This window comes from Caballeronia sp. PC1 (assembly GCF_021353155.1).
Lineage (GTDB): Bacteria > Pseudomonadota > Gammaproteobacteria > Burkholderiales > Burkholderiaceae > Caballeronia > Caballeronia cordobensis.
This window is the reverse complement of sequence record NZ_JAJUBH010000001.1, coordinates 688,778-712,845: the sequence shown is the minus strand read 5'-3', so window position 1 is coordinate 712,845 and position 24,068 is coordinate 688,778. Positions and strand designations below refer to the sequence as shown.

At 63.9% G+C, this 24,068-nt stretch carries 25 protein-coding genes and 5 tRNA genes; 6 read left to right on the top strand and 24 right to left on the bottom strand.

Annotation, left to right across the window (positions count from 1 at the left end; genetic code table 11):
- Positions 1 to 2: 2 nt before the first annotated feature.
- The 3 genes from scpB to LY284_RS03495 form a co-directional block, all read right to left on the bottom strand.
- Entirely contained in the window at positions 3 to 986 is a 984-nt protein-coding gene (gene scpB / locus LY284_RS03505; protein WP_014191696.1) for an SMC-Scp complex subunit ScpB, read from the bottom strand.
- Between the two features lie 353 nt (positions 987 to 1,339).
- On the bottom strand, positions 1,340 to 2,581 hold the full coding sequence (locus LY284_RS03500; RefSeq protein WP_233384520.1) for a pyridoxal phosphate-dependent aminotransferase: 1,242 nt from the start codon (positions 2,579 to 2,581) through the stop codon (positions 1,340 to 1,342).
- 72 nt (positions 2,582 to 2,653) lie between these two features.
- A complete protein-coding gene (locus LY284_RS03495) occupies positions 2,654 to 3,568 on the bottom strand; it encodes a LysR family transcriptional regulator (RefSeq protein WP_014191698.1) in 915 nt (304 codons plus the stop codon).
- 413 nt (positions 3,569 to 3,981) lie between these two features.
- Between LY284_RS03495 and LY284_RS03490 the strand changes: the two genes are divergently transcribed.
- The gene (locus LY284_RS03490; protein WP_014191699.1) at positions 3,982 to 4,383 is read left to right on the top strand and encodes a transposase; all 402 of its coding nucleotides are present in this window, start codon (positions 3,982 to 3,984) and stop codon (positions 4,381 to 4,383) included.
- A 248-nt stretch (positions 4,384 to 4,631) separates the two neighbouring features.
- Complete coding sequence (locus tag LY284_RS03485) at positions 4,632 to 4,889, top strand: hypothetical protein (protein ID WP_014191700.1); 258 nt, start codon at positions 4,632 to 4,634, stop codon at positions 4,887 to 4,889.
- A 226-nt stretch (positions 4,890 to 5,115) separates the two neighbouring features.
- On the opposite strand, the gene LY284_RS03480 is transcribed toward LY284_RS03485, so the two are convergent.
- The gene (locus LY284_RS03480; RefSeq protein ID WP_014191701.1) at positions 5,116 to 5,427 is read right to left on the bottom strand and encodes a hypothetical protein; all 312 of its coding nucleotides are present in this window, start codon (positions 5,425 to 5,427) and stop codon (positions 5,116 to 5,118) included.
- A 338-nt stretch (positions 5,428 to 5,765) separates the two neighbouring features.
- Between LY284_RS03480 and LY284_RS03475 the strand changes: the two genes are divergently transcribed.
- The gene (locus LY284_RS03475; protein WP_041731098.1) at positions 5,766 to 6,419 is read left to right on the top strand and encodes a YdcF family protein; all 654 of its coding nucleotides are present in this window, start codon (positions 5,766 to 5,768) and stop codon (positions 6,417 to 6,419) included.
- A 265-nt stretch (positions 6,420 to 6,684) separates the two neighbouring features.
- Positions 6,685 to 6,930, top strand: a complete 246-nt coding sequence (locus LY284_RS03470; protein WP_014191703.1) for a hypothetical protein — start codon at positions 6,685 to 6,687, stop codon at positions 6,928 to 6,930.
- Positions 6,931 to 7,046: 116 nt separating this feature from the next.
- On the opposite strand, the gene LY284_RS03465 is transcribed toward LY284_RS03470, so the two are convergent.
- Positions 7,047 to 7,463, bottom strand: coding sequence for a gamma-glutamylcyclotransferase (locus LY284_RS03465; RefSeq protein WP_014191704.1), 417 nt, complete (start codon positions 7,461 to 7,463; stop codon positions 7,047 to 7,049).
- Between the two features lie 96 nt (positions 7,464 to 7,559).
- Here LY284_RS03465 and LY284_RS03460 point away from each other — a divergent pair, with 96 nt between their 5' ends.
- A complete protein-coding gene (locus tag LY284_RS03460; RefSeq protein ID WP_050878290.1) occupies positions 7,560 to 8,411 on the top strand; it encodes a helix-turn-helix domain-containing protein in 852 nt (283 codons plus the stop codon).
- A gap of 21 nt (positions 8,412 to 8,432) precedes the next feature.
- Here LY284_RS03460 and LY284_RS03455 read toward each other — a convergent pair whose 3' ends face one another.
- The 7 genes from LY284_RS03455 to gltX all read right to left on the bottom strand — a co-directional run bounded on the left by LY284_RS03455 (position 8,433) and on the right by gltX (position 11,428).
- A complete protein-coding gene (locus tag LY284_RS03455; protein WP_014191706.1) occupies positions 8,433 to 8,897 on the bottom strand; it encodes a GNAT family N-acetyltransferase in 465 nt (154 codons plus the stop codon).
- 183 nt (positions 8,898 to 9,080) lie between these two features.
- A tRNA-Asp gene (locus LY284_RS03450) sits at positions 9,081 to 9,157 on the bottom strand.
- Between the two features lie 70 nt (positions 9,158 to 9,227).
- Positions 9,228 to 9,303, bottom strand: a tRNA-Glu gene (locus LY284_RS03445).
- 93 nt (positions 9,304 to 9,396) lie between these two features.
- Positions 9,397 to 9,473 (bottom strand) — tRNA-Asp (locus LY284_RS03440).
- A 68-nt stretch (positions 9,474 to 9,541) separates the two neighbouring features.
- Positions 9,542 to 9,617 (bottom strand) — tRNA-Glu (locus LY284_RS03435).
- A 165-nt stretch (positions 9,618 to 9,782) separates the two neighbouring features.
- Positions 9,783 to 9,858: transfer RNA gene (locus LY284_RS03430), tRNA-Ala, on the bottom strand.
- 160 nt (positions 9,859 to 10,018) lie between these two features.
- The gene (gene gltX / locus LY284_RS03425; RefSeq protein WP_014191707.1) at positions 10,019 to 11,428 is read right to left on the bottom strand and encodes a glutamate--tRNA ligase; all 1,410 of its coding nucleotides are present in this window, start codon (positions 11,426 to 11,428) and stop codon (positions 10,019 to 10,021) included.
- A gap of 219 nt (positions 11,429 to 11,647) precedes the next feature.
- On the opposite strand from gltX, the gene LY284_RS03420 reads away from it, so the two are divergent.
- Complete coding sequence (locus LY284_RS03420; protein ID WP_041731102.1) at positions 11,648 to 12,598, top strand: patatin-like phospholipase family protein; 951 nt, start codon at positions 11,648 to 11,650, stop codon at positions 12,596 to 12,598.
- Between the two features lie 56 nt (positions 12,599 to 12,654).
- Here the strand turns inward: LY284_RS03420 and LY284_RS03415 are convergent, their stop codons facing one another.
- The 12 genes from LY284_RS03415 to LY284_RS03360 all read right to left on the bottom strand — a co-directional run bounded on the left by LY284_RS03415 (position 12,655) and on the right by LY284_RS03360 (position 24,040).
- Entirely contained in the window at positions 12,655 to 13,890 is a 1,236-nt protein-coding gene (locus LY284_RS03415) for a cytochrome c (protein ID WP_014191709.1), read from the bottom strand.
- Positions 13,887 to 14,459 (bottom strand): (2Fe-2S)-binding protein, encoded by a 573-nt coding sequence (locus LY284_RS03410; RefSeq protein ID WP_014191710.1) that lies wholly within the window; start codon positions 14,457 to 14,459, stop codon positions 13,887 to 13,889. The genes LY284_RS03415 and LY284_RS03410 overlap by 4 nt, the downstream gene beginning before the upstream one ends.
- A complete protein-coding gene (locus LY284_RS03405; protein ID WP_014191711.1) occupies positions 14,456 to 17,272 on the bottom strand; it encodes a xanthine dehydrogenase family protein molybdopterin-binding subunit in 2,817 nt (938 codons plus the stop codon). The genes LY284_RS03410 and LY284_RS03405 overlap by 4 nt, the downstream gene beginning before the upstream one ends.
- A gap of 362 nt (positions 17,273 to 17,634) precedes the next feature.
- A complete protein-coding gene (gene iscX / locus LY284_RS03400; RefSeq protein WP_014191712.1) occupies positions 17,635 to 17,832 on the bottom strand; it encodes a Fe-S cluster assembly protein IscX in 198 nt (65 codons plus the stop codon).
- Positions 17,833 to 17,846: 14 nt separating this feature from the next.
- The gene (fdx, locus tag LY284_RS03395; protein WP_014191713.1) at positions 17,847 to 18,188 is read right to left on the bottom strand and encodes an ISC system 2Fe-2S type ferredoxin; all 342 of its coding nucleotides are present in this window, start codon (positions 18,186 to 18,188) and stop codon (positions 17,847 to 17,849) included.
- Between the two features lie 27 nt (positions 18,189 to 18,215).
- Positions 18,216 to 20,081: a Fe-S protein assembly chaperone HscA gene (gene hscA / locus LY284_RS03390; protein WP_014191714.1), complete on the bottom strand. Its 1,866-nt coding sequence runs from the start codon at positions 20,079 to 20,081 to the stop codon at positions 18,216 to 18,218.
- Between the two features lie 31 nt (positions 20,082 to 20,112).
- On the bottom strand, positions 20,113 to 20,643 hold the full coding sequence (gene hscB / locus LY284_RS03385; RefSeq protein ID WP_014191715.1) for a Fe-S protein assembly co-chaperone HscB: 531 nt from the start codon (positions 20,641 to 20,643) through the stop codon (positions 20,113 to 20,115).
- A gap of 83 nt (positions 20,644 to 20,726) precedes the next feature.
- Positions 20,727 to 21,050, bottom strand: a complete 324-nt coding sequence (gene iscA / locus LY284_RS03380) for an iron-sulfur cluster assembly protein IscA (protein WP_014191716.1) — start codon at positions 21,048 to 21,050, stop codon at positions 20,727 to 20,729.
- 64 nt (positions 21,051 to 21,114) lie between these two features.
- Positions 21,115 to 21,540 carry a Fe-S cluster assembly scaffold IscU gene (iscU, locus tag LY284_RS03375; RefSeq protein ID WP_014191717.1) on the bottom strand — a complete coding sequence of 142 codons (426 nt, stop codon included), beginning with the start codon at positions 21,538 to 21,540 and terminating at the stop codon, positions 21,115 to 21,117.
- 36 nt (positions 21,541 to 21,576) lie between these two features.
- The gene (locus LY284_RS03370) at positions 21,577 to 22,800 is read right to left on the bottom strand and encodes an IscS subfamily cysteine desulfurase (protein ID WP_014191718.1); all 1,224 of its coding nucleotides are present in this window, start codon (positions 22,798 to 22,800) and stop codon (positions 21,577 to 21,579) included.
- Between the two features lie 85 nt (positions 22,801 to 22,885).
- Entirely contained in the window at positions 22,886 to 23,413 is a 528-nt protein-coding gene (gene iscR, locus LY284_RS03365; protein ID WP_014191719.1) for a Fe-S cluster assembly transcriptional regulator IscR, read from the bottom strand.
- Between the two features lie 144 nt (positions 23,414 to 23,557).
- Positions 23,558 to 24,040, bottom strand: a complete 483-nt coding sequence (locus tag LY284_RS03360) for a low molecular weight protein-tyrosine-phosphatase (RefSeq protein WP_014191720.1) — start codon at positions 24,038 to 24,040, stop codon at positions 23,558 to 23,560.
- Positions 24,041 to 24,068: the final 28 nt, after the last annotated feature.

Here is a 24,068-nt window from a genome sequence, read left to right as displayed (position 1 = left end):
CGTCAGGCGCGGCGCGCCCTCGGTTCTTCGGAGTCGTCGTCCAGTTCGTCGTCGTTCGATGGACTCGTGTCTTCCTGCTCTTCACGCGGCATCGGCATGGGCGCGGCCTGCGCCTCATGCACGTCGGGCGCATCTTGCGCGGCGCTCGACGGTTGCGCGTGAATCCCGGTAGGCAATGCGGCGCGCTCATCCTGCGCGTGCGCATGTTCCATTCCGGGCGTTTCCTGCGGTTCTTCTGTCTCTTCTTGGTCAGCGGCGATCACAACGGCCATGCTCGTACCGCGCTGATCGCTGTCGGGCGTCGCGGCTTCGGCCGGCGCAACCGCCTCGAGAGCGTTGACCTGCGCGGCGGCGTCGCGTTCCCCAACGGCCGGCGTTTCCTGCGGCTCGCTCGCCACGGGTTGCGCATCCCCCGCCACGCTGTCGGGGAATTCGATCGAATGCTGCGCGAGCAACGATGCTTCCAGTTGCGCCGACGGATTATCCAGCGCGGGCAACTCGTCGAGCGCGGTCAGTCCGAGGTCGTCGAGGAACTGCTTGGTCGTCGCGTAGAGCGCCGGGCGGCCCGGCACGTCGCGATGACCAATCACTTCGATCCAGCCACGGTCTTCGAGCTGCTTCACGACCTGCGTGTTGACCGTCACGCCGCGAATCTCTTCGATATCGCCCCGCGTTACCGGCTGCCGATACGCAATGATCGCCAGCGTTTCGAGTACGGCCCGCGAATACTTGGGCGGCTTCTCCGGATGCAGCCGGTCGAGATAGGTCCGCATCGCGGGCTTGCTCTGAAAGCGCCAGCCCGAAGCGAGCGCCACCAGTTCCACGCCGCGGCCCGACCAGTCGGCCTTGAGCGCTTCGAGCAGCGCGCGCACGGTATCCGCCGAAATGTCGTCGGCGAAGAGCTTGCGCAATTCATTCAGCCTGAGCGGTTCCTGCGCGCAGATCAAAGCAGTCTCGAGGACGATCTTCGCCTCTTGGGTATTCATGCAGCTTGAGTCAACCCTGTATGGTCAATGATTCAATTCAAAACGAGCTTGCGCGGGACCGAACGCAACCAAAATGGTGCGAACGATAAAACTGGACGCGGAGTTTCAAGACGCGCTCGCCCGATTGTAATCGGTCATATTGATTGGGAGCACGCACCGGGGAGAGGCGTATCGGGCGATCGGTGAGCGAATCGCGGGGCCATCCCAGCCGGACGAGGTGGCGCTTTCATAGGCGAAAGCGCGTGACTGAGCGCCATATTACGCAAAAACAACCGGGGCGTAAAGGTGATCGATTGATCACGCCCGGGCTCACTCGACGCCAGCTCCGCATGCCTGACGCCGAGCAGTGAGTTTCAGGCGGCGGCGCGCGACGCCAGGAAGCGCCGCAGACGCTCGACGCCAGCGTCGAGCCGCGCGGGGTCGCACGCGTAGCACCAGCGCACGAAGCCTTCGCCCTCCGGACCGAACGCGCTGCCCGGCGCGAGCCCGAGACCGACTTCGCGCACGAGCGCCTTGCACAGGTCGAGACTGTTTCGCGCTCCCGGCAGCGAAAAGAACACGTACATCGCGCCGTCGGGGGCGCGCACATCGACGCCGTCGATCGTCTGCAAGGCCTTCACGAGATGATCGCGACTCGCGCGCAGATCGGCGACGAGCGCCTCTGTGAAACGCCCGCCTTCCTCGACCGCGACGACGCCCGCCTGCTGCACGAACGACGGCGCGCACGAGGTGTTGTATTCGACGAGCTTGCCGAGATCGTCCATCAGCTGCGTCGGCGCGACGAGCCAGCCGAGCCGCCAGCCCGTCATGAGCCACGCCTTCGAAAACGAATTCACCGCGATCACGCGTTCGTCGCGCGCGGCGAGATCGAGAAAGGACGGCGCCGCCTGGCCGGGCGCGCCGTCGCCGTAATACAGGCGTTCGTAGACCTCATCGGCGACGATCCAGATGCCATGACGCCGGCAATGGTCGAGCACGATGCGCTGCTCGTCGCGCGTCATCGTCCAGCCGGTCGGGTTGTTCGGCGAGTTGATCATCAGCATGCGCGTGCCCGGCGTGAGTGCGGCGAGCAGGCGTTCGAGATCGAGCGTCCAGCCGCGCGGACCGTAGTCGAGCGCAACCGTGTCGACGCTCGCGCCCAGAATCTTCGGGATCTCGACGAGGTTCGGCCACAGCGGCGTCACCGCGACGACGCGATCGCCCGCGCCCGCGACGAGTTGCGCGGCCAGCATCAGCGCGTTCACGCCGGCGCTCGTCACGGCGATGTGCTCGCGCCCGGTCGGGCCGTGCAGCGCGCTCACGTAACGGGCAAGTGAATCGCGCAGCGGCGCGATGCCAAGATTGTGCGTGTAGAAGGTCGCACCGTCGGCGAGCGCGCGGCTGGCGGCATCGCGAATGAACTGCGGCGTCACGCGATCGGATTCGCCGAACCAGAAAGGCAGCACGTCCGCAATGCCGAAGCCCGCGTTCGCGACCTCGCGAATTTGCGACGGCCGCAGCGCGCGCACGGCGTCGCGCGCATTCGGCGCACCCGCTCCGTGGGCACCCGCCAGTTGGCTCAGTTCGCTGATCACCGCCCCTTCCGATTCACTCATCGCCGGCCCCGTCGACTTGTCTAAAAAATGAAGTCTAACGCGCGCGCCATCTTTTCGAGATGTGAAGACGCGTCATTCGAGGTCTTCCGCACGTCTCGGCAATGACGCGATCAGCGACCAGACGGACTCCGCCGCGGGCGAGAGCGAGCGATCCCGCCGCCGCACGAGCTCCACGGTGCGCTCGGCGCGCGGCTCGATCGGCAGCGCGACGAGGGACGATTCCGCCGGAAGCGGCAGCGCGAGCCACGGCAGAACGCTCACGCCGACACCCGCCTCGACGAGCCCGAACACCGTCGCCGAATGCCCGAGTTCCTGCACGACCTGCGCTTCGACGCCGTGCTCCTGCATCACGGCGTCGATGATCGGCCGGCTGCCGGACGCATGATCGAGCATCACGAGGCGCTCGCCGGCGAGCGCTTCCCACGGGACCGCCGTTTCGCGCCCGAGCGGGTGATCGCGCCGCGCCACGAGACAGAAGGAATCTGTCATCACGGGTTCGCCGTGCAATTCATCCGATGAAAACGGGCCGATCACGACGCCGAAATCGACCTCGCCGGATTTCACCTTGCGCAGGACATCGGATTGCACGTCGTCGCGCAGGCTCAGCGTCACCAGCGGAAATTGCCGCATGCAGGATGCAATGACGCGCGGCATCAGCCGGCAGGCCACCGTCGGGCTGGCCGCGACGATCACGCGTCCGCGCCGCTGCTGGCTCAGATCGCGCACTTCGCGCAGCGCTTCGTCGAGGTCGGCCAGAAGGCGCGATACGGTGCCGACGAGGTTCAGACCGACGTCGGTCAGTTGGACCTCGCGCGTGGTCCGGTCGATGAGCTTCAGGCCCATCTCGCCTTCCAGTTCGCGCACGCACCGGCTGACGGCCGACTGGGTGAGACCGATCTCGTCGCCTGCGCGACTGAAGCTGCGCAGCCTGGAGACTTCGATGAAGACGCGCAGTTGCCGCAACGTCACGTTAAAAGGCGCGTTCATTCGGAATGTTCATCAATGACACTGCTCTATGAGAAATCGTAACAGAGAAATGATCCGACTTGAGGCGCGAACGTACGTTTCGCTGCAGTGCAGCAGATTGCGGAAACGCACGTCAGATGGGCCTATTGCACTTGATTGGTGATTGTCCCGATTTCTTAATCAGTCTGTTTCGGGTCTGATACGGGCCATGCTGGCATCGCGTCAGCCTACTGCCATGCGGGTCTCCCGGATTTCGCGACATGCATGGCACGGTTCTCGCATTTCATTGCGCACAGAAGTCGGAGTCAAACGCGGTTACATCGAACAACGTCCGCCGCAACCGCTCCGGCCTTCCCTGGTATTCGTTCATCGGATTCCGACCAGAGTGCGCGGCGCGGGGCAGCGCACCGGGGTTAGCTTCGCTGAGGTGAGATATGGTGCTGTTCGACGATTTGAGAGATAACGAGTGGGCGCTGGTTGAGGCATTGTTTTGTGCCGAGCCGGCCCGTAGCGAACGGCGTGGACGTCCGCGCGTCGAGGCGCGCGCCGTGGTCAACGCGGTTCTGTGGGTATTGTCGACGGGCGAAGGCTGGTCGAAACTGCCCGGGCGGTATCCTTCGCCCCCGACCTGCCGCCGTCGCTTCGACGAATGGCAGGCGGACGGCACGCTGGCCGAGATCGTGAAGCGCCTTTCCAGCAACGGCCGCGAGGTGTCGCTGCGCGGGCGCATCGGATCGAGCGCTGCGAAGCCGCCTGCGCCGCCGAGCCGCGACCGCCTGCGTGGCGCTTTCTGGACCAACCCGGAATCCTGGCGCGCGCCGGCCAAGATGGCCTGAGCGATTTCGCTTGCAGCACCGAGGCCGGCGCTCGCCGGCTTCGCTCGACATGTCAGTTCTCGTGCGGGCCGCGGCCCGCGCGCCTCTCCACTTATTCCGCTCGACGCGCCCGGTCACGCTTTAACACAGCGGCGCGCCGCGCGTCCGGCACGAAACAACTCTTTACCATTCCTTACAGCGCTTTGGCGGCTCGAAGCTTAGCGTGGTGGTGATCGAACAAGCCTCACAAAGGCTTCGAGGATTTCGCCATGAAGGCATCGACTCTGCTCGTCAATGGCGCTCTTGCCGCACTCACGAGCACCGCGGCGATGAGCCAGGCCCAGCCGCCGCCTCCGGCATCCGATTTTCATGTGAGCACGAAGGCGTCGATGGCCGCTTCGCAGAATGCCGGCCGCACGCGCGATGCGTCGCCACCCGCGCCGCGCGGCGATCTGCGTGGCGACATCGCGAGTAATGTGCGCGCTCGCCCCGATTCGGATCGCGACGGGCGTTCCCGGCATCATTAAGCGCGTAGCGCGAGGTGGTTGCGCACTTGCGCGGAACCACTGCGGCGCATGTCAGTCACACCCTATGCCATGAGCACAGCGTGGCAACAGTGAGATCCGGTCTGCCCGTGTCCTTCGCGATACGGGCATTTTTTTGCTGGCTAGCGTAGGCCGATCGTCGGCGTCTTTCATACGGCGACAAGGCCCCCTCGACCCATGCGTCGACCGTCGACCGCACCCGGCAGTATCAGACGCGCGCCTCCAGAACCGCTTCCTGACCGCCAAAGGTGTAACGTTCCGAGCGGCGCAAATCCCAGTCGGTGGAGCGCTCGTCGCGGGAGAGCCGCGAGAATTCCTGCTTGCCGCGATCGGTGACGACCGCGATATCGACCGGCGCATGGAATCCGGGCGCGGGAGCCACGGTGCGTTGCCGGGCGAGTTCGAGCAGTCCGAGCGCGCGCAGAAGATCGAAAACGTTGGGGCGTTTCGCCCAGGGAACCTGACGATACTGCGCTCGGCGAAGTGCTTCGAGTACAACTTCGTTGGAATACGTGGTCATCTCGTTCTTTCTTCCTGTGCAGCCATGACGACGCTCGTGACGGTCGCAAGACGGTCCGCGACGTCGACTAAACGCGGCGCGCCGAATTTCGTCTGCCAGGTGAATTCATGCAGTCGAATGTTTGGCCGCCGCTTGCGTTAGGTGCTGCTTTCTATTACAAGCCCCCGTTGACAGCGCGCTGATCACGCGCTTTGCTGCGACACCCCGCCGATGCGTTCCGAAGCACGCGATGACGGAACGAATTGCCCTAAAACCAATACGTTACCCCAATCAAATTGGTTTCATTCACTTTATTGCTGCTTTTTTTTGCACTATTCGCGCTGTGGCGACGCCGCCGCATGCAAATCGCCATCGTCGTGGCGGCGCTTGTGTGGGCCATCGGCTCGGGGTGGTTCGCCAATCCTCTGCTCGATCTCGCCCAGCTCGGCTATCGTTACACGGACACGCCGACGTTCGCGCCGAAGACGACAATCGTGCTGATGGGCGCCGGCACCAGCCGCCGCGCGTCGGGCCTCGTTCCGAAGTCCGATGCGATGCCGCGCATCGCGGCCGTGGCGACGCTTTATCGGCAGTGCCGCGAAACCGGCGCGTCCTGCAAGGTGATCCTGAGCGGCGGGGATCCGCAGGATCACGGGCAAGCCGAAGCCGACAATTACGCGCCCTACGTGCTCGCGCTGGGCGTGCCTTCAGGGGATCTCGTGCGCGAGAACCAGAGCCTCAACACGTACGAAAACGCACGTAACGTGGCGAACATTCTGGGCCCTTCACATGACAATCGTTTGATCCTCGTCACATCCGCCTATCACATGCGGCGCTCGGTGCGCGCTTTCGAGGCGTTCGGCTATGCGCCCGTGCCCTATGTCTCGGATGTGCGGCATTACGGCGTCACGCTCTTGCCGCATAGGTGGGGCTTCTCGAACAGCGAACTCGCCTTGCACGAACTCGTCGGACTCGCGCGTTTCGACGTGTATCGCTGGCTGCATCTCTATTGAAGCAGTTGTGACCGGACACCCGCAATAGTAAGCAGTCTGAAATAACTGGAGCTTTGCGCATCATCATGAACTGCTAGCTGCAAATGAACGCGCGACACACCGATGCCCGATTCCGGGCTTATGATTGAGATTGTCTGACCGTCGAGTGCGGCGTCCGCGCCGACGGCTCGCGCTGCAGCGGGAGCGTTTTTTGCTCAGACTGACACCGTCGTTCCACCGGATCGGACAGGCGATTCCCGGGTTCAACTGCTATTAGGAGGTAAAAATGAAGAAAGTGTCCCTGGCTGTTCTGTTGTCCCTTGGCGTGGTCGCATCGGGCGCATTTGCCCAGAGCGATCAAGGCGTGACGATGAGCACCGATCCTTCGAAGATCGCTGACATCGAATCGCGCGCGCAGACTTTGCAATCGCAGCAGGACAACATGCAAAACACGCGCACGCAGACGCCTTCACACAAATCGACGCATCACAAGAAGTCGCACAGCAAGCCGATGTCCAGCTCCGGCCAATAACGCCGGGCTCGATATAGCGGCTTTACTTGCTCGGGCGCGGGGCCAATCACGCCGCCCTGGAGTCGACACACCGGCTTCAGGGCGGCGCGAGCATTTTCACTCGCCGCACGCGGCCGTTACGCTCGCGTCGCGCGATGCGTGACCCAGTCGCCACTCTCGATGCGCGGCAAACCTGAGACCGCCGAGGCCGCGACCGGATAAATCAGGCAGTCGATCCTGTCTTTCGTCCCCTCCACATCCACTTCGACATGCAGACGATGCGCGCGGAATAACCCCTCCACGCCCGGATACACGTCCTCGATTTCATCCAGCACGGGCACGAGCGCATCCTCGATCCGATACACATCGCCGCGAATCGGTGCGCCCTCCTCGTCGATCACAAGTCCCGGATACGTGCCGAAGTCGAAGAGCCGCCCCCGGACGTGCGCCGCGCCGATGCATTCGGGCGTTGCAATCGCGTGCCGCTCGGCCGCGCGGCTGATATCGTTGACTTCGCCCGCTCGCAGCGTGCCGTAGACAAAAACGTATTGCATCGGGAATCGCGCTCCTGTTATCCGAAAGTTGACCAATGGCATTATGCGCTGCACTTTCGGCTAACATCGGGCGTGAAACACATCATCCGAGCGAACATGCCTACGTTTGTCGAAGCGAGATCGTCGAGCGAAGAAGTCGAACATCTCGACATCCCCATCGAGCATTCGCCGACGCTCGATCATCCGATTCGCGTGCGCTCGCGGCCGGTTCCCTACGGCGTGCGCATTGCGCTGCATACGCACCCGTGGGCGCAGGTCGCCTATACGTCGCGCGGCGTGCTGCGCGTCGCGACCGTCGATTCGACATGGATGGTGCCGCCCTCGCGCGCGATCTGGGTACCGCCCAACGTGACGCATGAGGTCGTGATCGTCGAGGACGCGTATCTTCGCACGCTGTATGTCGATGCCAGCGTCGTGCCGGCCGGGCTCGGCGCGTGCCGGGTCGTCGAGGTGTCGCCGCTCCTGCGCGAGGTGATCGCCGCGCTCGACGAAGAGTCGATCTCCCGGCAGCGCGAACGGCTGCTTGGCACGCTCGCGCTCGATGAGATCATCCGTTCGCAGCCGCTGCCGCTCTCCGTGCCGATGCCCAACGAGAAGCGCCTGCGCGCGCTGTGTAATGCCGTCCTCGCCGATCCATCGCACTCGGATCTCGAACGATGGTCCTCGGAAGCCGGCGCAAGCACGCGCACGATCGCGCGGCTCTTTCGGCGTGAACTGGGCGTGAGCTTTTCGCAATGGCGTCAGCAGGCCGTGCTCGCGCGCGCAATTCCCCTGTTGAGTCAGGGGCGCCCGCTCGCGCAAGTGGCGCGCGAACTGGGCTATCAGAGCCAGAGCGCCTTCTCCGCGATGTTCCGCCGTGCGTTCGGTGAAAGCCCGCGCGCCTTTTTCGCGCGTGACGGCGGCGACAATCGTGATGGACGTGAAGAACGCGATACGGACGGCGCCTAGCACACGCCCGACGCGCTTCCATCAGATGCGCCGGACCATGTGACGGATCGCGCCGAGTTGCGCGAGGCGCGGCCCGGCCGGCCGGTAGCCGAGACGTATGTAGAGACGCGCCGCCGGGTTATCGACGAACACGCGCAACTGACACTCGGCGAGGCCGCGCGCCCTCGCCCAGCGATGCGCGGTGTTGAGCAGGAATGTGCCCGCCCCGCGCCCTCGATATCCCTGCGCGATCTGCACGTCGCGGATATGCAGCGAATTGTCTTCCTCGGTCACACGCATGACGCCGATCGGCATGCCGTCGGCCTGCAGGATGAAGTTCTCGGATTCGCGCCAGCTGGAAAGAAAGAGATCGCCGCGCCAGACGAGGTTGTGACGCCGGTAATAGCCGACCATGTTGTCGTGCGTGAGCGCTTCGGCGAAGGCGAAGTCCGCCATGGTCGCCTGGCGCAGTTGGTAGAGCGAGAGGTCTTCGGTCGGGTCGAGCATCGCACGGGCACGCGAACAAGTGCCTAAACACTAAGGCAGCGCGCGCGGGCTTGCAATGGGCTTATTGCCGTCGAGTGCGGATGGAACGTGTACGAAAGGGCGTTCGCCCGATTGACGGCGAGCGCGCCGGGAATGAAATGGCCAAAAAAAATCCAGCCCGAAGGCTGGATTTTTCTACGACTTTGGCGGAGCGGACGGGACTCGAACCCGCGACCCCCGGCGTGACAGGCCGGTATTCTAACCAACTGAACTACCGCTCCACTTCTTTTCATCGGATCGCAGTGTCGCCCGCGAACCTTGCAGCGCTTCTACTAGCAGCCGCCGATGTTCTGGCGTCCCCTAGGGGATTCGAACCCCTGTACTCACCGTGAAAGGGTGATGTCCTAGGCCTCTAGACGAAGGGGACTTCAACTTCTACTCACCTGCAACCAAGCCGCGGCGAAAAAAAACCGGCTCTCATTAGCCGGAGTGTTCCTGCTCGCAATCTTAGTACAACTGTTGGCGGAGCGGACGGGGCTCGAACCCGCGACCCCCGGCGTGACAGGCCGGTATTCTAACCAACTGAACTACCGCTCCACTTCTTTCCATCTGTTCGCGATGTCACTTGCGAACTTGCAGCGCTTTTCTAGCAGCCGCCGATGTTCTGGCGTCCCCTAGGGGATTCGAACCCCTGTACTCACCGTGAAAGGGTGATGTCCTAGGCCTCTAGACGAAGGGGACAGAAACTTGTGAATCTGTCTTTTACTACTGCTTCGCGTATCTGCCGACTTACTTGCCGCCGATCAGCGAAGACCGAAATTCTATACAACTTTGTGTTACTTGTGAAGTATTTTTTGCGGCTTCCGATCTTCCGGAGAAGATCTTCGCGCTACTTCAACTGTTCTTTGGTGGAGGTAAGCGGGATCGAACCGCTGACCTCTTGCATGCCATGCAAGCGCTCTCCCAGCTGAGCTATACCCCCTTGCAGAACAGAAACGAGATTGTATAGGGCGTTTTCGAAGATGTAAATACTGTCTAACGACTTAATCGAAATTTTTTTCGCCCGCTTCAAGCGATCGCGCGCAATGGATGACGCGCCGCTGCTTCGCGGAGGAAATTGGCGCGTCATCCATCCCTCGACTTCACCCTGCGGCCTTCTCCAGGCGCTTGCTCACGACATCGCGGCCGAACAGCATCAGCACCGCGTCGATCGACGGCGTGTGCGTCGTGCCCGCAACCAGCAGGCGCACCGGCATCGCCAGTTGCGGCATCTTCAGCTTGTGCGCGGCGAGCGTCGCCTTGAGCGCCGCCGAGATCGCCTCCTTGCTCCACTCCACGCTTTCGAGCGCCGCGCGCAACTCCGCGATGGCCGGCCGCACCGCATCGGTCACATGCTGCGCGAAAGCGTCCGGGGCGATGACGGGTTCGCGATAGAACATCGCGGCGTTATCGGCGATCTCTTTCACAGTCGATGCGCGGTCCTTCAGCAGCCCGATGACCTGATCGAGCGGCGCGCCGGCATCGATCGCGGCGGCGTCGATGCCCGCCTGCGCCAGGAACGGCTTCGTCAGTTCCGCGAGCCGGCCGTTGTCCGCTTCCTTGATGTAATGCGCGTTCAGCCAGTTGAGCTTGTCGTGGTCGTACTGCGCGGGCGATTTGCCGAGATGCTCGAGATCGAACCATTCGACGAACTGCTCGCGCGAGAAGATCTCCGCGTCGCCATGCGACCAGCCAAGACGCGCGAGATAGTTCACCACGGCTTCGGGCAGATAGCCGTTGTCGCGGTAGCCCGTCACGCTCATCGCGCCGTGACGCTTGCTCATCTTCTCGCCCTGCTCGTTCAGCACGGTCGGCAAGTGAGCGTAGACCGGCGCCTCGCCGCCCAGCGCGCGCAGGATGTTGATCTGACGCGGCGTGTTGTTCACGTGATCGTCGCCGCGAATCACGTGCGTGATCTTCATGTCGAGATCGTCGACGACCACGCAGAAGTTATAGGTCGGCGTGCCGTCCGGACGGGCGATCACGAGATCGTCGAGCTCTTCGTTCGAGATTTCGATATGGCCTTTCACCGCGTCGTCCCACGCGACCGCGCCCGAGAGCGGGTTGCGAAAGCGCACGACCGGCGCGACGCCCTCCGGAACCGGGGGCAGCACCTTGCCCGGCTCGGGGCGCCACGTGCCGTCATAACGCGGCTTCTCGCCCGCGGCGCGCTGGCGCTCGCGCAGTGCGTCGAGCTCTTCCGTCGACATGTAGCAGTGGTACGCGAGGCCCTTCTCCATCATCTGCGCGACGACCTCGCGATAACGGTCCATGCGCTGCATCTGATAGAACGGGCCTTCGTCGAAGTCGAGGCCGAGCCACGCCATGCCTTCGAGAATCGCATCGACGGACGCCTCGGTGGAGCGCTCCAGATCGGTATCCTCGATGCGCAGCACGAAAGTGCCCTTCATCTTGCGCGCGAACGCCCACGGATAGAGCGCGGAGCGGATGTTGCCGAGATGGATGAAGCCGGTCGGGCTCGGTGCGAAGCGTGTACGGACTTGGGTGGTCATTGCTGTTTGCTCGATGGTGGGCCGCGCGCGCCTTCTTGCTCGAATCGCGCTCGAAACCCGCTCAAAATGAGACGAAATTATACTCGCCGCCCGCATCGTGTCGGCCCGGGCGCCTTTTGTTTTATGATGTGCGCGCTTTTCCCGATCTCCCGGCACGCCCGCGAAGCCAAGCTTTTCGCGGACAGGTCGTCCGGGACCGCTGCATCGCCGGAGCACATCTTGAATTCATCTTCACCCCGTCTTTCGCGCCGCGCGTTTTCGCTCGCGGCCGTCTCGTCCGTTCTCGCCGCCTGCACGACCACGGGCGGCGGCTCATCCGTGTCGTCGGGCGGACCCGCAACCGGCGCGCCGGCCACGCCGACGAAGACCGAACCGCCGCGCCCGATGCGCATCGGGCTCGCGCTCGGCGGCGGCGCCGCGCGCGGCTTCGCGCATATCGGCGTGATCAAGGCGCTGGAGGCGCGCAACGTCCGCGTCGATCTCGTCGCGGGCACGAGCGCGGGCTCGGTCATCGCGGCGCTGTACGCGTCGGGGATGAACGGCATCGCCATCAACAAACTCGCCCTGACGATGGACGAAGCCTCGATCAGCGACTGGGCGATGCCCTTTCGCACGCGCGGCATCCTGCAGGGCGTGGCGCTCCAGAACTACCTGAACAAGACGCTCGACAACCGTCCGATCGAAAAGATGGCGAAGCCGCTCGGCATCGTCGCCACCGATCTGAAAAGTGGCCAGCCGATTCTCTTTCAGCGCGGCAACACGGGCGTGGCGGTGCGGGCGTCGTGCAGCGTGCCGTCGATTTTCGAGCCGGTGAAGATCGGCGAGCGTGAGTATGTCGACGGCGGTCTCGTCAGCCCGGTGCCGGCGGCGTTCGCGCGCAAGATGGGCGCCGATTTCGTCATCGCGGTCGATATTTCGGCGCGTCCGGAAAGCGGGCTCACGTCGAGTTCCTTCGACGTGCTGATGCAGACGTTCACGATCATGGGCCAGACCATCAAGGCCTATGAACTCGACAAATACGCGAGCGCGGTCATTCGCCCGAATCTCGCCGCGATGAGCAGCAGCGATTTCAGTCAGCGCAATGCGTCGATTCTCGCCGGCGAGGAAGCGGTCGCGAAGATATGGCCGACGCTGCAGCGTCAACTGGCGGAAAGCGGCGCGCGGGTGTGAGCGCTCTGGGACGCTGAATACGAAGAGGCCACGCGAATTGCGTGGCCTCGATCGTTTTAACGCAGGGACTTCACCTTGTCGGCGGTGACGTCGCCGGGCTGGCCGCCCCACGTCGCGCGCAGATAGTTCGCAAGCTGCGCGATCTGTTCGTCGCTATAGACATCGGCGAAACCCGGCATGCGCTGCATGTTCTCCACGCCCGCAAACCGCTGCGCCTCGATGCCGTCGAGCATCGACACGATCAGGTTGCGCGGGTCCGTGTGACGCAAGGTCGAGTTGCCGTCCATCGCCACCGCGACATGCGGCTTGCCCTGACCATCGAAGCCATGACAGCCCGCGCAGGAATCGAGAAACAGGTTCCGCCCCGCCGCCAGCCGCGCGGGATCGTCGATCTTGACGGTCGAGCGCGGCGCGGCGTTGGGCGGCACATCGCCGAGCAGATACGTCGCGAGCGCGCGCAGGTCGTCGGCACTCAGATGCTGCGTGCTCAGGTAGACCACGGGATGCATCTCGCCGAACGCCGAGCCCTGCCTGGCGAAACCGGTTGCAAAGAACGCCTGCAGGTCCGCGCCCGTCCAGCCGCGCGCGGCGAGTGCGGCGGGCGTGATCTCCGGCGCGCCGATGCGGCCGAGCGCGCCGCCCTGCAAGGTCTTCGCGCCGTCCATCTGGCCGAATGCGCCGCGCGGCGTGTGGCACTCCGCGCAATGACCCAGCGCGTTGGCGAGATAGCGGCCGCGCTTCCAGTCGGCGGATTGCCCCGGCGACGCATCCGGCAGCGTGTCCTTCAGGAACAACATGTCCCAGAAGCGCACGGCGAAGCGCATGTTGTACGGAAACTTCACATCGGCGTCGATGTTCGGCGTCGCTGCGGGCTTTTGCGCCATCAGAAAGGCGTAGATCGCGTCGCTATCTTCGCGCGACATCTGCCGGTACGACGTGTAGGGCATTGCCGGGTAAAGCTTGTGCTTCGGCGTCACGCCATCGTGCAGCGCGCCGTAAAAATCGTCGGTGCTCCATTTGCCGATGCCGTGCTTCGGATCGGGCGTGATGTTGGTGCCATAGAACGTGCCGAACTGCGATTCGAGCTTCACGCCGCCCGCGAACGGCGCGCCGTTGGACGCGGTATGACACGCGGCGCAATCGGCGGCATGCGCGAGATAACGGCCGCGCGCGATCTGTTCGGGTGAACTTTTCGGCGGCGTCGCGCCGTCGCCCGCGCCGCCGCATCCGGCGAGCACGAAGGACGCAACCGCGAGCAGCGCAACGAGGCGAGCGAGGATGGATCTCTTCATGCTGCGTCCTTCACGAGTCCGGGCGTGCCAAGCACGAGATCCTTCACTGCTTCGTAGTAGCGCACATAGCCGGTGCAGCGGCAGATGTGTCCGTCGAGCGCGTTCATGATCGTCGTTTCGATCTGGTCTTTCGCGATCGGCTCGCGTTTGAGCTTCTCGATCAGCACCGTCGTCGCATTGACGAAGCCCGGCGTGCAATAGCCGCACTGGAAGCTGAAGTGCTCCAGGAACTTCTGCTGCACTGGCGCAAGCTCGACGACCTCGCCGTGCTCGTTGCGCTTCGCGTGGCCCTCGACGGTGCGCACCGTCTTGCCGTCAAAGAAATGCGCGCCGTTGATGCAGGTGCGCACTTCCTCGCTCGTGCCGTCGGCTTTATCGACGATCACGACGCACGCGTGGCAGATGCCCTGCCCGCAACCGAGACGCGAGCCGGTGAGCCCGACATACTCGTGCAGGAAATCGATCATCGGCAGACCGGCGGGCACCTGCATCGGCCCGACCTTCTGGCCGTTGATCGTCATCGAGAGCGCGCGCGATTCGAGTCCCGCGGCGGTTTGGGTCGCCGTCATGCGAGCACCTCCTGAATGTTTTGCGACGTCACCGGCAGATCGGTGAAGCGATGTCCGATCGCATGCGCGATCGCGTTGACGATGGCGCCGACGACCGGAATCATCACCACTTCGGCGATGCCCTTCGGCGGATCGGTTTCGGTGAGCGGCGGCAGGACTTCGCTCGTCTGCTTCCACACGGCGACGTCGCTCGCGAGCGGCAGGTGATAGCGGTTGAAGTTCCACGTGCCGTTGCCCGGACCGTCTTCATAGAGCGGCAGATACTCGTGCAGCGCGTGACCGATGCCCATCGCGATGCCGCCCTGCACTTGTCCCGACACGAGCGCCGGCGAGAGCTGATTGCCGCACTCGAAGATCGAGTGATGCGCGAGCAGGTCGACCTTGCCGCTTCCTTCGTCGATCGCGAGCTCGACGAGCGTGCCCATCGCGCTGTAGTACGTGACGGCCGCGTTGTTGCGGCTCACCGGCGCGATGAACACCTTCTTGCGATCGAGCACCGCGTAGCCGTTGGGCGTGAGCGCGCCGTGCTTGACCGCGCCCGAGCGCAGCGAAAGCCCGTCGATGGGCAGACGCTCCGTGTTGCCGGCGATATCGAACAGCGCCTCGCTCCACTGCCAGCGGTTGAACGTGTGCACCGCCGCGCCCGTCGCGAGGCCAAGCTCGTGCGCCTTCTTCGCGAGCTGCTCGAAGGGCAACGGCGCCATGCCGCCGGCGGAGAGTGCGCCGTCGACCCAGCGCGCATCCTCGATACGCACCACGAACGACGCCGCCTGCCCGCCGCCGATGCCCTGCCCCCACAGCGCCATTGCGGCCGGCCAAAGTCCCTGGCGGAAGACGGCGCGCGCCGCTTCGCGCGTGGCGTGCGTGTAGTAGTAGGCCGAGTTCGTCGCGCTGGCGGGCGACGCGTAGGTCGGCGACCAGCGCGGGTTGGCGCTCAGACGATCCTGCTCGGCCTGCGACATGATGTACGGATCGCCGCTCGACACGACCGGCAGATCGGACCAGTCGGTGACGGCCATATGGACATCGACGGCCGGCTTGCCCAGCCACTTCGCGACCGCGAGCGCCTGCGCCGTCGAAGAACCCGTGCCGATTTCCGCGCCCGAATGGAACAGCGAGATGCGGCCGTCGGCGGTGAACTCGACCTTCGCGAACGCGCTTTCCGCGCCCGTGCCGAAGTCCTTCTGCACGCACGAGAAGCCCACGCCGTATCGCTTGCCCGGATGCGTGGCCTCGAAGTCGGTCTTGCGCTTCACACGGTCCGTCCACAATGGATGAACTTGCGCCTTCTTCAGCACTTCCTCGGCGCGCAGCACGCCCGCGGGAATCGCGCCTTGCGTGTTCTTCATGCCGGTGCGGAACACGTTCTTCACGCGCAGTTCGATCGGGTCGATACCGAGCTGCTCCGCGATATCGTCGATCATCATTTCGGTCGCGGCCATGCTTTGCAGCGTGCCGTAGCCGCGCGCCGAGCCGGCGTCGACCGCGCGCGAGGCCGTGGCGACCGCCGTCAGATCGCTCTTCGGAATGTTGTAGATCGATTGCGCGGCCGTGGCGCCGACCATCGCGACCGAAGGCGAGAAGTTGCAGCGGCCGCCGCCGTTCGCCGCGAAATCGCCCTTAAACGCCTGAATGAGACCGGTCTTTTTGTCGATCGCCATGCGATAGCGCATGTCGAACGCATGACGCTTGAGCGACGACTGAAACTGCTCGAAGCGGTCGTTGGCGAGACGCACCGGGCGGCCGTCGCCGTACATCGCCGCAACAAGGCCGTAGAACGGCATGTTGTAGTGATCTTTCGAACCATAGCCCACCGTGTAGCACGGATGCAGGAACAGCTTCTTCACCGCGAAATGCGACTTCGACGTCATTTCGATGACGCTCTGCGTGACTTCGGTCGGCCCCTGCGTCGGGATGACCATGTGCAGCGATTGCGTCGCGGCGTCGTACCAGCAGTTCGCATTGTCCGGTTCGAGCGCGGCCGTATCGACGGATTGCGTGCGATAGTGGCGATCGACGACGAGCCAGTCTTCCGGCGGATGGTCGAGCGCGTCGGCGATGTGCTGCGCGTGGAACATGCCCTGCTCGTCGAGCTTGCCGTGCTCGGCGGCATCGGCCCAGACCGGCTCGCGCTTTTTCATCATGTGCGGGAAAAGCGACGTGTCCTTGAGGCTCGAGAACGTGTCGTCGTCGTAAGGCGTTGTGCCGCCGACGCGCACGAAGCGAAACGCGGCCCACGGATCGCGTTCCAGCGGTCCGGTCGTCGCGCCGTAGCGGATCACGCCGTCGCGGAACTGGAGCTTTTCCTTCGCGAAGCGAAAGCGCGCGAAGTCGTGAAAGATCAGGATCGCGACGGCCTGCCCGAGATAGGCGGGTGTCTTGCCCGCGGGCAGCAGCATGTCGTCGCCATAGAAGGCCGGGAACGCGAGCTGGTCGCGCGCGAGGACATCGGCGGTGACGACGCGGTCCGGCGCGAGCCCGGCCGCATCGAGCAACGAGAGATCGATGCCTTCGTAGAGGCGGTCCGCGAGCGTCGTGCGCAGGATCAGCGCGTGCGCCTGCTCCTTGGGCCAGTGCGGCATGTCGGATGCGCGGATGTCGCGCGCGAACACCTTCGCGCCCGTCACTTTCGCAATGCCGTCGATGCGGAATCGCGCGTCGCCGTTCTTCGCATCCCACTGCACGGGCGTCAGGATTTTCTCTTCGAACAACGCGGCGAACGCGCGGCTGCCGAGCGGCGCGACAAACACCGAAACGCCCGCGAGCACGCTCGCTTTCAGAAAGCCGCGCCGGGACAGGCCGGGTTTCCCCATGAATTTCTCCTCAAATGATCGCCCGAAGGCCGTCTGCGCGCGACCCGGCCTCACGTCGCACGATCGGGGACGCGAGATTGATTTGCATTGCAAATTAGTGTTACGGGATTTCCGGATGCCGGTCGCGTAACGAGTGGATGCCTGGCGCTTCTTGCCAGGTCGCAGCGGCCGCGATTCTAAGTGCGTGACACTTCGACAACAACGCTCGGGGCGTCAAGTTTCGTCAAATCGGAAGTGACCGAAGTACGCAGGGTGCCGGAGATGGCGCACGTGCGCCCAAAAACAAAGCGGCGGCTTCTTGCGAAGCCGCCGCTCTTTGGCCGGCGCGTTCAGGCCGGCGCGGGAAATTTGCGATCGACGGATCAGTAGTCCGCGTCCTCGATCCAGGCCGCCTGGATCGCCTCCAGAATCTTCTCGTTGGATTTTTGCGGATCGTCGTCGAATCCGTCGAGTTCCGTCACCCAGCGATGCAGGTCGGTGAAACGCACATATTGGGGATCGATATCCTGATGCGCGTCGGTGAGTGCCATCGCGATCTCTTGAGTATCCGTCCACTTCATGGCGATTGCTCCTGTCAGTGATTTTCTTTGGCGTGATTGATGGAGTACCGCGGGATCTCGACCACCAGATCCTCGTCGGCAGGCACCATTGCCTGACATGATAACCGCGATGTCGGTTCGAGACCCCACGCTTTGTCGAGCAGATCGTCCTCGTCCTCTTCGGACGGTTCGAGCGCATTGAAGCCTTCCCGGATGATGACGTGGCACGTCGTGCATGCGCACGATTTCTCGCAGGCATGCTCGATTTCGATGCCGTGATCCAGCAGGTTGTCGCAGATGCTCTTGCTGACGTCGGCGTCGATCACCGCGCCGTCCGGGCACAGCTCCACGTGGGGCAGCACAACGATTTGAGGCATGTTCCGTATTTCTCGAATGGGGGTGATTTAGACGTCGTCGAGCTTGCGGCCCGCGAGCGCGCGGCGAATGCTCTTGTTCATGCGGCGCGCAGCGAATTCGTCGGTGCCGGTGGCGAGCGTCTTCGTGGCGTCTTCGATCTTTTCGACCGAATCGCCGTTCGCGATGGCCGCGAGGCCGGCCACGAGCGTCTGGATCTCTGCGCGCTCGTCGTCGTCGAGCAATTCGCCGTCGGCTTCGAGCGCGGCGTGCGTCGCCTCGATGAGACGTTCCGCTTCGACCTGCGCCTCGCGCAAGGCACGCGCGCGCATGTCGGTGTCCGCGGTCTTGAAGCTTTCTTCGAGCATGCGCGCGACTTCGTCGTCAGCCAGCCCGTACGACGGCTTCACGACCACCGACGCCTCCACACCGGAAGTCTGCTCACGCGCGAACACGGAGAGCAGCCCGTCCGCGTCGACCTGATACGTCACACGGATGCGCGCCGCGCCCGCCGCCATCGGCGGAATGCCGCGCAACTCGAAGCGGGCGAGCGAGCGGCAGTCGGAGACGAGCTCGCGCTCGCCCTGGACGATGTGAATCGCCATGGCCGTCTGGCCGTCCTTGAACGTCGTGAAATCCTGCGCGCGCGCCGTCGGGATGGTCGAATTGCGCGGGATGATCTTTTCGGTGAGACCGCCCATCGTCTCGACGCCGAGTGACAGCGGAATCACGTCGAGCAGCAGCCAGTCGTCCCCTTCGCCGCGACGGTTGCCGGCGAGCAGATCGGCCTGCACCGCCGCGCCGAGCGCGACGACCTGATCCGGATCGAGATTGACGAGCGGCGGCTGGCCGAAGTAACCCTCGACGGCGCGGCGGATCACGGGCATGCGCGTCGCGCCGCCGACCAGCACGACGCCCTTGATGTCCTTCGCTGCGACCTTCGCGTCGCGCAGCGCCTTTTTGGTCGGCGTAAGCGTGCGCGCGACGAGCGCCTCGGTGAGCGCGGCGAATTGCGTTTCGGTCACGGCGACGTCGATTTCGACGCCCGTGGACAGCGTGGCCTGCACGCGCGTTTCGGGCGTGGACGAGAGCGCTTCCTTCGCCGAGCGCACGCGGTCGAGCATGAGGCGCACGTCTTCCGGCGTGTCGATCGCGACGCCCGCCTGCGCCACGACATGGCGATACAGCGCGTGGTCGAAATCGTCGCCGCCGAGCGCGGAATCGCCGCCCGCCGCGAGCACTTCGAAAACGCCTTTCGTGAGCTTCAGGATCGACAGGTCGAAGGTGCCGCCGCCGAGATCGTAGACGGCGTACAGGCCTTCGGCGCCGTTATCGAGACCGTAGGCGATGGCCGCCGCGGTTGGTTCGTTGAGCAGCCGCAGCACGTTCAGGCCGGCGAGCTTCGCCGCGTCTTTCGTCGCCTGGCGCTGCGCTTCATCGAAATAGGCCGGCACCGTGATCACCGCGCCGACGAGATCCTCGCCGAGGGTGTCTTCCGCGCGATAGCGCAGCGTCGCGAGAATTTCCGCGGACACTTCGACGGGGCTCTTCACGCCATCGACCGTGCGGATCTGCACCATGCCGGGCGTGTCCAGAAACTCGTACGGCGCGTTCTCCGCGCCCTCGACCTCGCTCTTGCCGCGGCCCATGAAGCGCTTGACTGAAACGATCGTGTTGCGCGGATCGATGACGGCTTCTTCCTTCGCGGTGCGGCCGATGCGCCGTCCGCCCTTCTCCAGATAGCGCACGACCGACGGCAGCAGCACATGGCCGTCCTCGTCGGGCAGCGCTTCGGGCACGCTGTTGCGCACGGCCGCGACGAGCGAATTCGTCGTGCCGAGATCGATGCCGACCGCCACGCGCCGCTGATGCGGCGCCGGCGCCATGCCGGGTTCTGAAATTTGCAGTAAAGCCATCGTTGATCTTGTGGGGTGTGGTGCGGCGTGTTTATACGTGTTCGAGCCGCTCGATTTGCGCGCCGATCTCATGCGCCACGCGTTCGATGAACATCAACTGACGCACCGCTTCGCCCGCCGCCTGATCCGAGTTGCTGTCGATCAGCGCCGCGAGCTTCGTGAAGCGCACGCGCTCTTCGTCGCGCAGTTCGTCGAGCAATGCTTCGAGCGCGCCGATATTCTTCGCGCCCGCCGCATCCTCGATATTTTCGCGCCATTCCATCTGCTGCATGAGAAAAGCCGGTTCCATCGCGGTGTTGTTCTCCGCGCCGACATCGACGCCGCGCTGCTTCAACATGTAGCGCGCGCGCTTCAACGGATCGCGCAGCGTCTGATACGCCTCGTTTGCGTGCGTCGCCCATTGCATCGCGACGCGCTTCTGGGCGTCGCCGGCCGCGGCGAAACGGTCCGGATGCACTTGCGCCTGCACGGTGCGATAGGCGTCGTCGAGCTTCTCCTGATCGACGGCGAAGGTCGGCGGCAGATGAAAGAGATCGAAGTGACTGTCGGTGAGCGAGGCCATGCTGTCTTAAGGTTTTCAGTGTGCGCGAATGAAAAAGGCGGCACGCGCCGCCTCTTTTGCCGATGCCGCCGGCGTCTTGCACGTCATATGCGGAACGATTCGCCGCAGCCGCACTCGTCCTTCGCGTTCGGGTTATTGAACTTGAAGCCCTCGTTCAGGCCTTCGCGGGCGAAGTCCAGTTCGGTGCCGTCGAGATACGGAAGGCTCTTCGGATCGATGATGATCTTCACGCCCGCCGACTCGAACACGGTGTCCTCCGGCGCGAGCTCATCGACGTATTCGAGCTTGTAGGCCAGACCCGAACAGCCCGTCGTGCGCACGCCCAGCCGAAGGCCGACGCCCTTGCCGCGCCGCGTCAGATACTTTTGCACGTGTTGTGCCGCTTTATCCGTCAACGTGATTGCCATAGTCATCCGCTTCTCTTCGCGCTTCTCTTCGTCGGGGCGCCGCGAACGGCGCCCGTCGCTTACATTACGCTGCCGCTTGCTTGGCTTGCGCCGTCGCTTCCGGCGCCGCGGCGCCATGACGCTGCTTGTAGTCGGCGACCGCTGCCTTGATCGCGTCTTCCGCGAGGATCGAGCAGTGGATCTTCACCGGCGGCAGCGCCAGTTCTTCGGCGATCTGCGTGTTCTTGATCGTGAGCGCCTGATCCAGCGTCTTGCCCTTCACCCATTCAGTGACGAGCGAGCTCGATGCGATCGCGGAGCCGCAGCCGTACGTCTTGAACTTCGCGTCCTCGATCACGCCGTCCGCGCCGACGCGAATCTGCAGCTTCATCACGTCGCCGCATGCGGGCGCGCCGACCATGCCAGTGCCGACGGTGTCGTCGTCTTTCGAGAACGAGCCGACGTTGCGCGGGTTTTCGTAATGGTCCAGAACCTTGTCGCTATAAGCCATGATTCAAACTCTCCTTTATTCGGTGACGCGTGTCGCTTAGTGCGCGGCCCACTGGATGGTCGAGATGTCGATGCCGTCCTTGTGCATTTCCCAGAGCGGCGACAGATCGCGCAGCTTCGCGATCTTGCTCTTCAGCAGGTTGATCACGTAATCGACGTCCTGCTCGGTGGTGAAACGGCCGACCGTGAAACGGATCGAGCTGTGCGCGAGTTCGTCGTTGCGGCCGAGCGCGCGCAGCACGTAAGACGGCTCCAGCGACGCCGACGTGCACGCCGAACCCGACGACACCGCGACGTCCTTCACCGCCATGATCAGCGATTCGCCTTCGACGAAGTTGAAGCTGATATTGAGGTTGTGCGGCACGCGGCGCTCCATGTCGCCGTTGACGTACACCTCTTCGATATCCTGCAGCCCCTTGAGCAGGCGATCGCGCAGCATGCGGATTCGCTCGTTCTCGGTGGCCATTTCTTCACGCGCGATGCGAAACGCCTCGCCCATGCCGACGATCTGATGCGTAGCCAGCGTGCCCGAACGCATGCCGCGCTCGTGACCGCCGCCGTGCATCTGCGCTTCGATGCGCACGCGCGGCTTGCGACGCACGTACAGCGCGCCGATACCCTTCGGGCCGTAGGTCTTGTGCGCCGAGAACGACATCAGATCGACCTTGAGCTTTTGCAGGTCGATGGTGATCTTGCCGGTGGCCTGCGCCGCATCGACGTGGAAAATGATGCCCTTCTCGCGCGTGATCTCGCCGATCGCCTCGATGTCCTGGATCACGCCGATCTCGTTGTTCACGCTCATCACGGAAACGAGGATCGTGTCCGGGCGCAGCGCCGCCTTGAACTTGTCCAGGTCGATGAGACCGTCGTCCTTCACGTCGAGATACGTGACTTCGTAGCCTTCGCGCTCGAGCTCACGCGTGGTGTCGAGCACGGCCTTGTGCTCGGTTTTCACGGTGATGATGTGCTTGCCCTTGCTCTTATAGAAGTGCGCCGCGCCCTTGATGGCGAGGTTGTCCGATTCCGTCGCACCCGAGGTCCAGATGATCTCGCGCGGGTCGCAGTTGACGAGCGCCGCGACGTTCTCGCGCGCTTCCTCGACTGCACGCTCCGCATCCCAGCCGTACTGGTGGCTGCGCGAGGCCGGATTGCCGAACTGCTCGCGAAGATACGGGATCATCTTGTCCACCACGCGCGGATCGACGGGCGTCGTCGCGCTGTAGTCCATGTAAATGGGCAGGTGGGGAATATCGTTGTTCATCAGTCGCTCCGGAAAATCGGTCAAAGCTCTTGGCTGGGACGCTCGTTGTCTCTCGCGCACGGCGCGTGCCGGCGCGACGCGGTGGTCATCCGGCCAGGTTGAAAATGGAATTCGGGCCCTTGGGCACGACGCGCGCGGCTTCGGCGCCAGCGGATTCGGTGCGCCGGTCGCGCAGCACCGCCGACGAGCCTTCGCGTGCGCGCTGCTGGTCGACGAGATCCTTCAGCGAGACGGAGTCGAGATACTCGACCATCTTCTGATTGAGCGTCGCCCAGAGCTCGTGCGTCATGCAATGGCCGTCGTGCTGCTTCGTGCCTTCGCACGTGCCCTTGCCGCCGCATTGCGTAGCGTCGATCGGCTCGTCCACCGCGATGATGATGTCGGCCACCGTGACGTTCTCGGCGCGACGCGCGAGGTTGTAGCCGCCGCCCGGCCCGCGGACCGATTCGACGATCTCATGCCGCCGCAGCTTGCCGAAGAGCTGTTCGAGGTAGGAAAGCGAGATGCGCTGGCGCTGACTGATGCCTGCCAGCGTCACCGGGCCCTGCTCCTGGCGCAACGCCAGGTCGATCATCGCCGTGACGGCGAAACGGCCTTTCGTGGTGAGTCTCATAATTGGGGGCTACCGCTAATACTCGATGATTTTCGTCAAGTATAAATATCCCACAGTTTTAGTCAAGTATCTCGGGCGCGATAAGTAGTTTTTTAATTGAGTTTTTTCATGCCTGCGCGCGAGGCGTGCGCTAAGGCTGTCAACTCAAGCCGTCAATTGAGCGCGCAACGCCTTCAGCAGGCCTTCGCAGGCGTCTTCGCACTGATCGAGCACTTTTTCGAAGCCTTCCTCGCCGCCAAAGTACGGATCGACGACCACGCGGCTGTCGTCGCGCGTCGCGAATTCCATCAGCAGACGAATCTTGTCTCGATGCTCGGGCGGGCAGACCGCCGTCAGCGCGGTCGCATTAGCGTCGTCCATGACGATGAAGAGATCGAAACGCGCGAAATCGTCGGGGGCGACCTGCCGGCCGCGCAGGTTCGACAGATCGTAGCCGCGCTTTTTCGCCGCCTTGCGGGCGCGCTCGTCGGGCGGCTCGCCAATATGCCAGTCGCCGGTTCCCGCCGAGTCGATCACGATACGCTCGGCGAGCTTCGCGCGCTCGACGAGATCGCGCATCACCGCTTCCGCGCTGGGCGAGCGGCAGATGTTGCCGAGACAGACGAAGCAGACCGCGATCGATTTCATCAGGCAGAAAAAGTGGTTATGCGCGGCG

Coding starts and splice junctions, on each gene's coding strand:
- hscB (WP_014191715.1), bottom strand. CDS start 20,643: ATGGCCTCGCTCACCGACAGTCACTTCGATCTCTTTCATCTGCCGCCG.
- LY284_RS03360 (WP_014191720.1), bottom strand. CDS start 24,040: ATGAAATCGATCGCGGTCTGCTTCGTCTGTCTCGGCAACATCTGCCGC.
- LY284_RS03490 (WP_014191699.1), top strand. CDS start 3,982: ATGGTGCTGTTCGACGATTTGAGAGATAACGAGTGGGCGCTGGTTGAG.
- iscX (WP_014191712.1), bottom strand. CDS start 17,832: ATGAAGTGGACGGATACTCAAGAGATCGCGATGGCACTCACCGACGCG.
- LY284_RS03500 (WP_233384520.1), bottom strand. CDS start 2,581: ATGAGTGAATCGGAAGGGGCGGTGATCAGCGAACTGAGCCAACTGGCG.
- LY284_RS03415 (WP_014191709.1), bottom strand. CDS start 13,890: ATGAAGAGATCCATCCTCGCTCGCCTCGTTGCGCTGCTCGCGGTTGCG.
- LY284_RS03475 (WP_041731098.1), top strand. CDS start 5,766: ATGCAAATCGCCATCGTCGTGGCGGCGCTTGTGTGGGCCATCGGCTCG.
- LY284_RS03480 (WP_014191701.1), bottom strand. CDS start 5,427: ATGACCACGTATTCCAACGAAGTTGTACTCGAAGCACTTCGCCGAGCG.
- hscA (WP_014191714.1), bottom strand. CDS start 20,081: ATGGCTTTACTGCAAATTTCAGAACCCGGCATGGCGCCGGCGCCGCAT.
- LY284_RS03465 (WP_014191704.1), bottom strand. CDS start 7,463: ATGCAATACGTTTTTGTCTACGGCACGCTGCGAGCGGGCGAAGTCAAC.
- LY284_RS03485 (WP_014191700.1), top strand. CDS start 4,632: ATGAAGGCATCGACTCTGCTCGTCAATGGCGCTCTTGCCGCACTCACG.
- LY284_RS03455 (WP_014191706.1), bottom strand. CDS start 8,897: ATGCTCGACCCGACCGAAGACCTCTCGCTCTACCAACTGCGCCAGGCG.
- LY284_RS03410 (WP_014191710.1), bottom strand. CDS start 14,459: ATGACGGCGACCCAAACCGCCGCGGGACTCGAATCGCGCGCGCTCTCG.
- LY284_RS03405 (WP_014191711.1), bottom strand. CDS start 17,272: ATGGGGAAACCCGGCCTGTCCCGGCGCGGCTTTCTGAAAGCGAGCGTG.
- LY284_RS03460 (WP_050878290.1), top strand. CDS start 7,560: ATGCCTACGTTTGTCGAAGCGAGATCGTCGAGCGAAGAAGTCGAACAT.
- fdx (WP_014191713.1), bottom strand. CDS start 18,188: ATGCCTCAAATCGTTGTGCTGCCCCACGTGGAGCTGTGCCCGGACGGC.
- iscU (WP_014191717.1), bottom strand. CDS start 21,540: ATGGCTTATAGCGACAAGGTTCTGGACCATTACGAAAACCCGCGCAAC.
- LY284_RS03495 (WP_014191698.1), bottom strand. CDS start 3,568: ATGAACGCGCCTTTTAACGTGACGTTGCGGCAACTGCGCGTCTTCATC.
- gltX (WP_014191707.1), bottom strand. CDS start 11,428: ATGACCACCCAAGTCCGTACACGCTTCGCACCGAGCCCGACCGGCTTC.
- scpB (WP_014191696.1), bottom strand. CDS start 986: ATGAATACCCAAGAGGCGAAGATCGTCCTCGAGACTGCTTTGATCTGC.
- LY284_RS03370 (WP_014191718.1), bottom strand. CDS start 22,800: ATGAACAACGATATTCCCCACCTGCCCATTTACATGGACTACAGCGCG.
- iscA (WP_014191716.1), bottom strand. CDS start 21,050: ATGGCAATCACGTTGACGGATAAAGCGGCACAACACGTGCAAAAGTAT.
- iscR (WP_014191719.1), bottom strand. CDS start 23,413: ATGAGACTCACCACGAAAGGCCGTTTCGCCGTCACGGCGATGATCGAC.
- LY284_RS03470 (WP_014191703.1), top strand. CDS start 6,685: ATGAAGAAAGTGTCCCTGGCTGTTCTGTTGTCCCTTGGCGTGGTCGCA.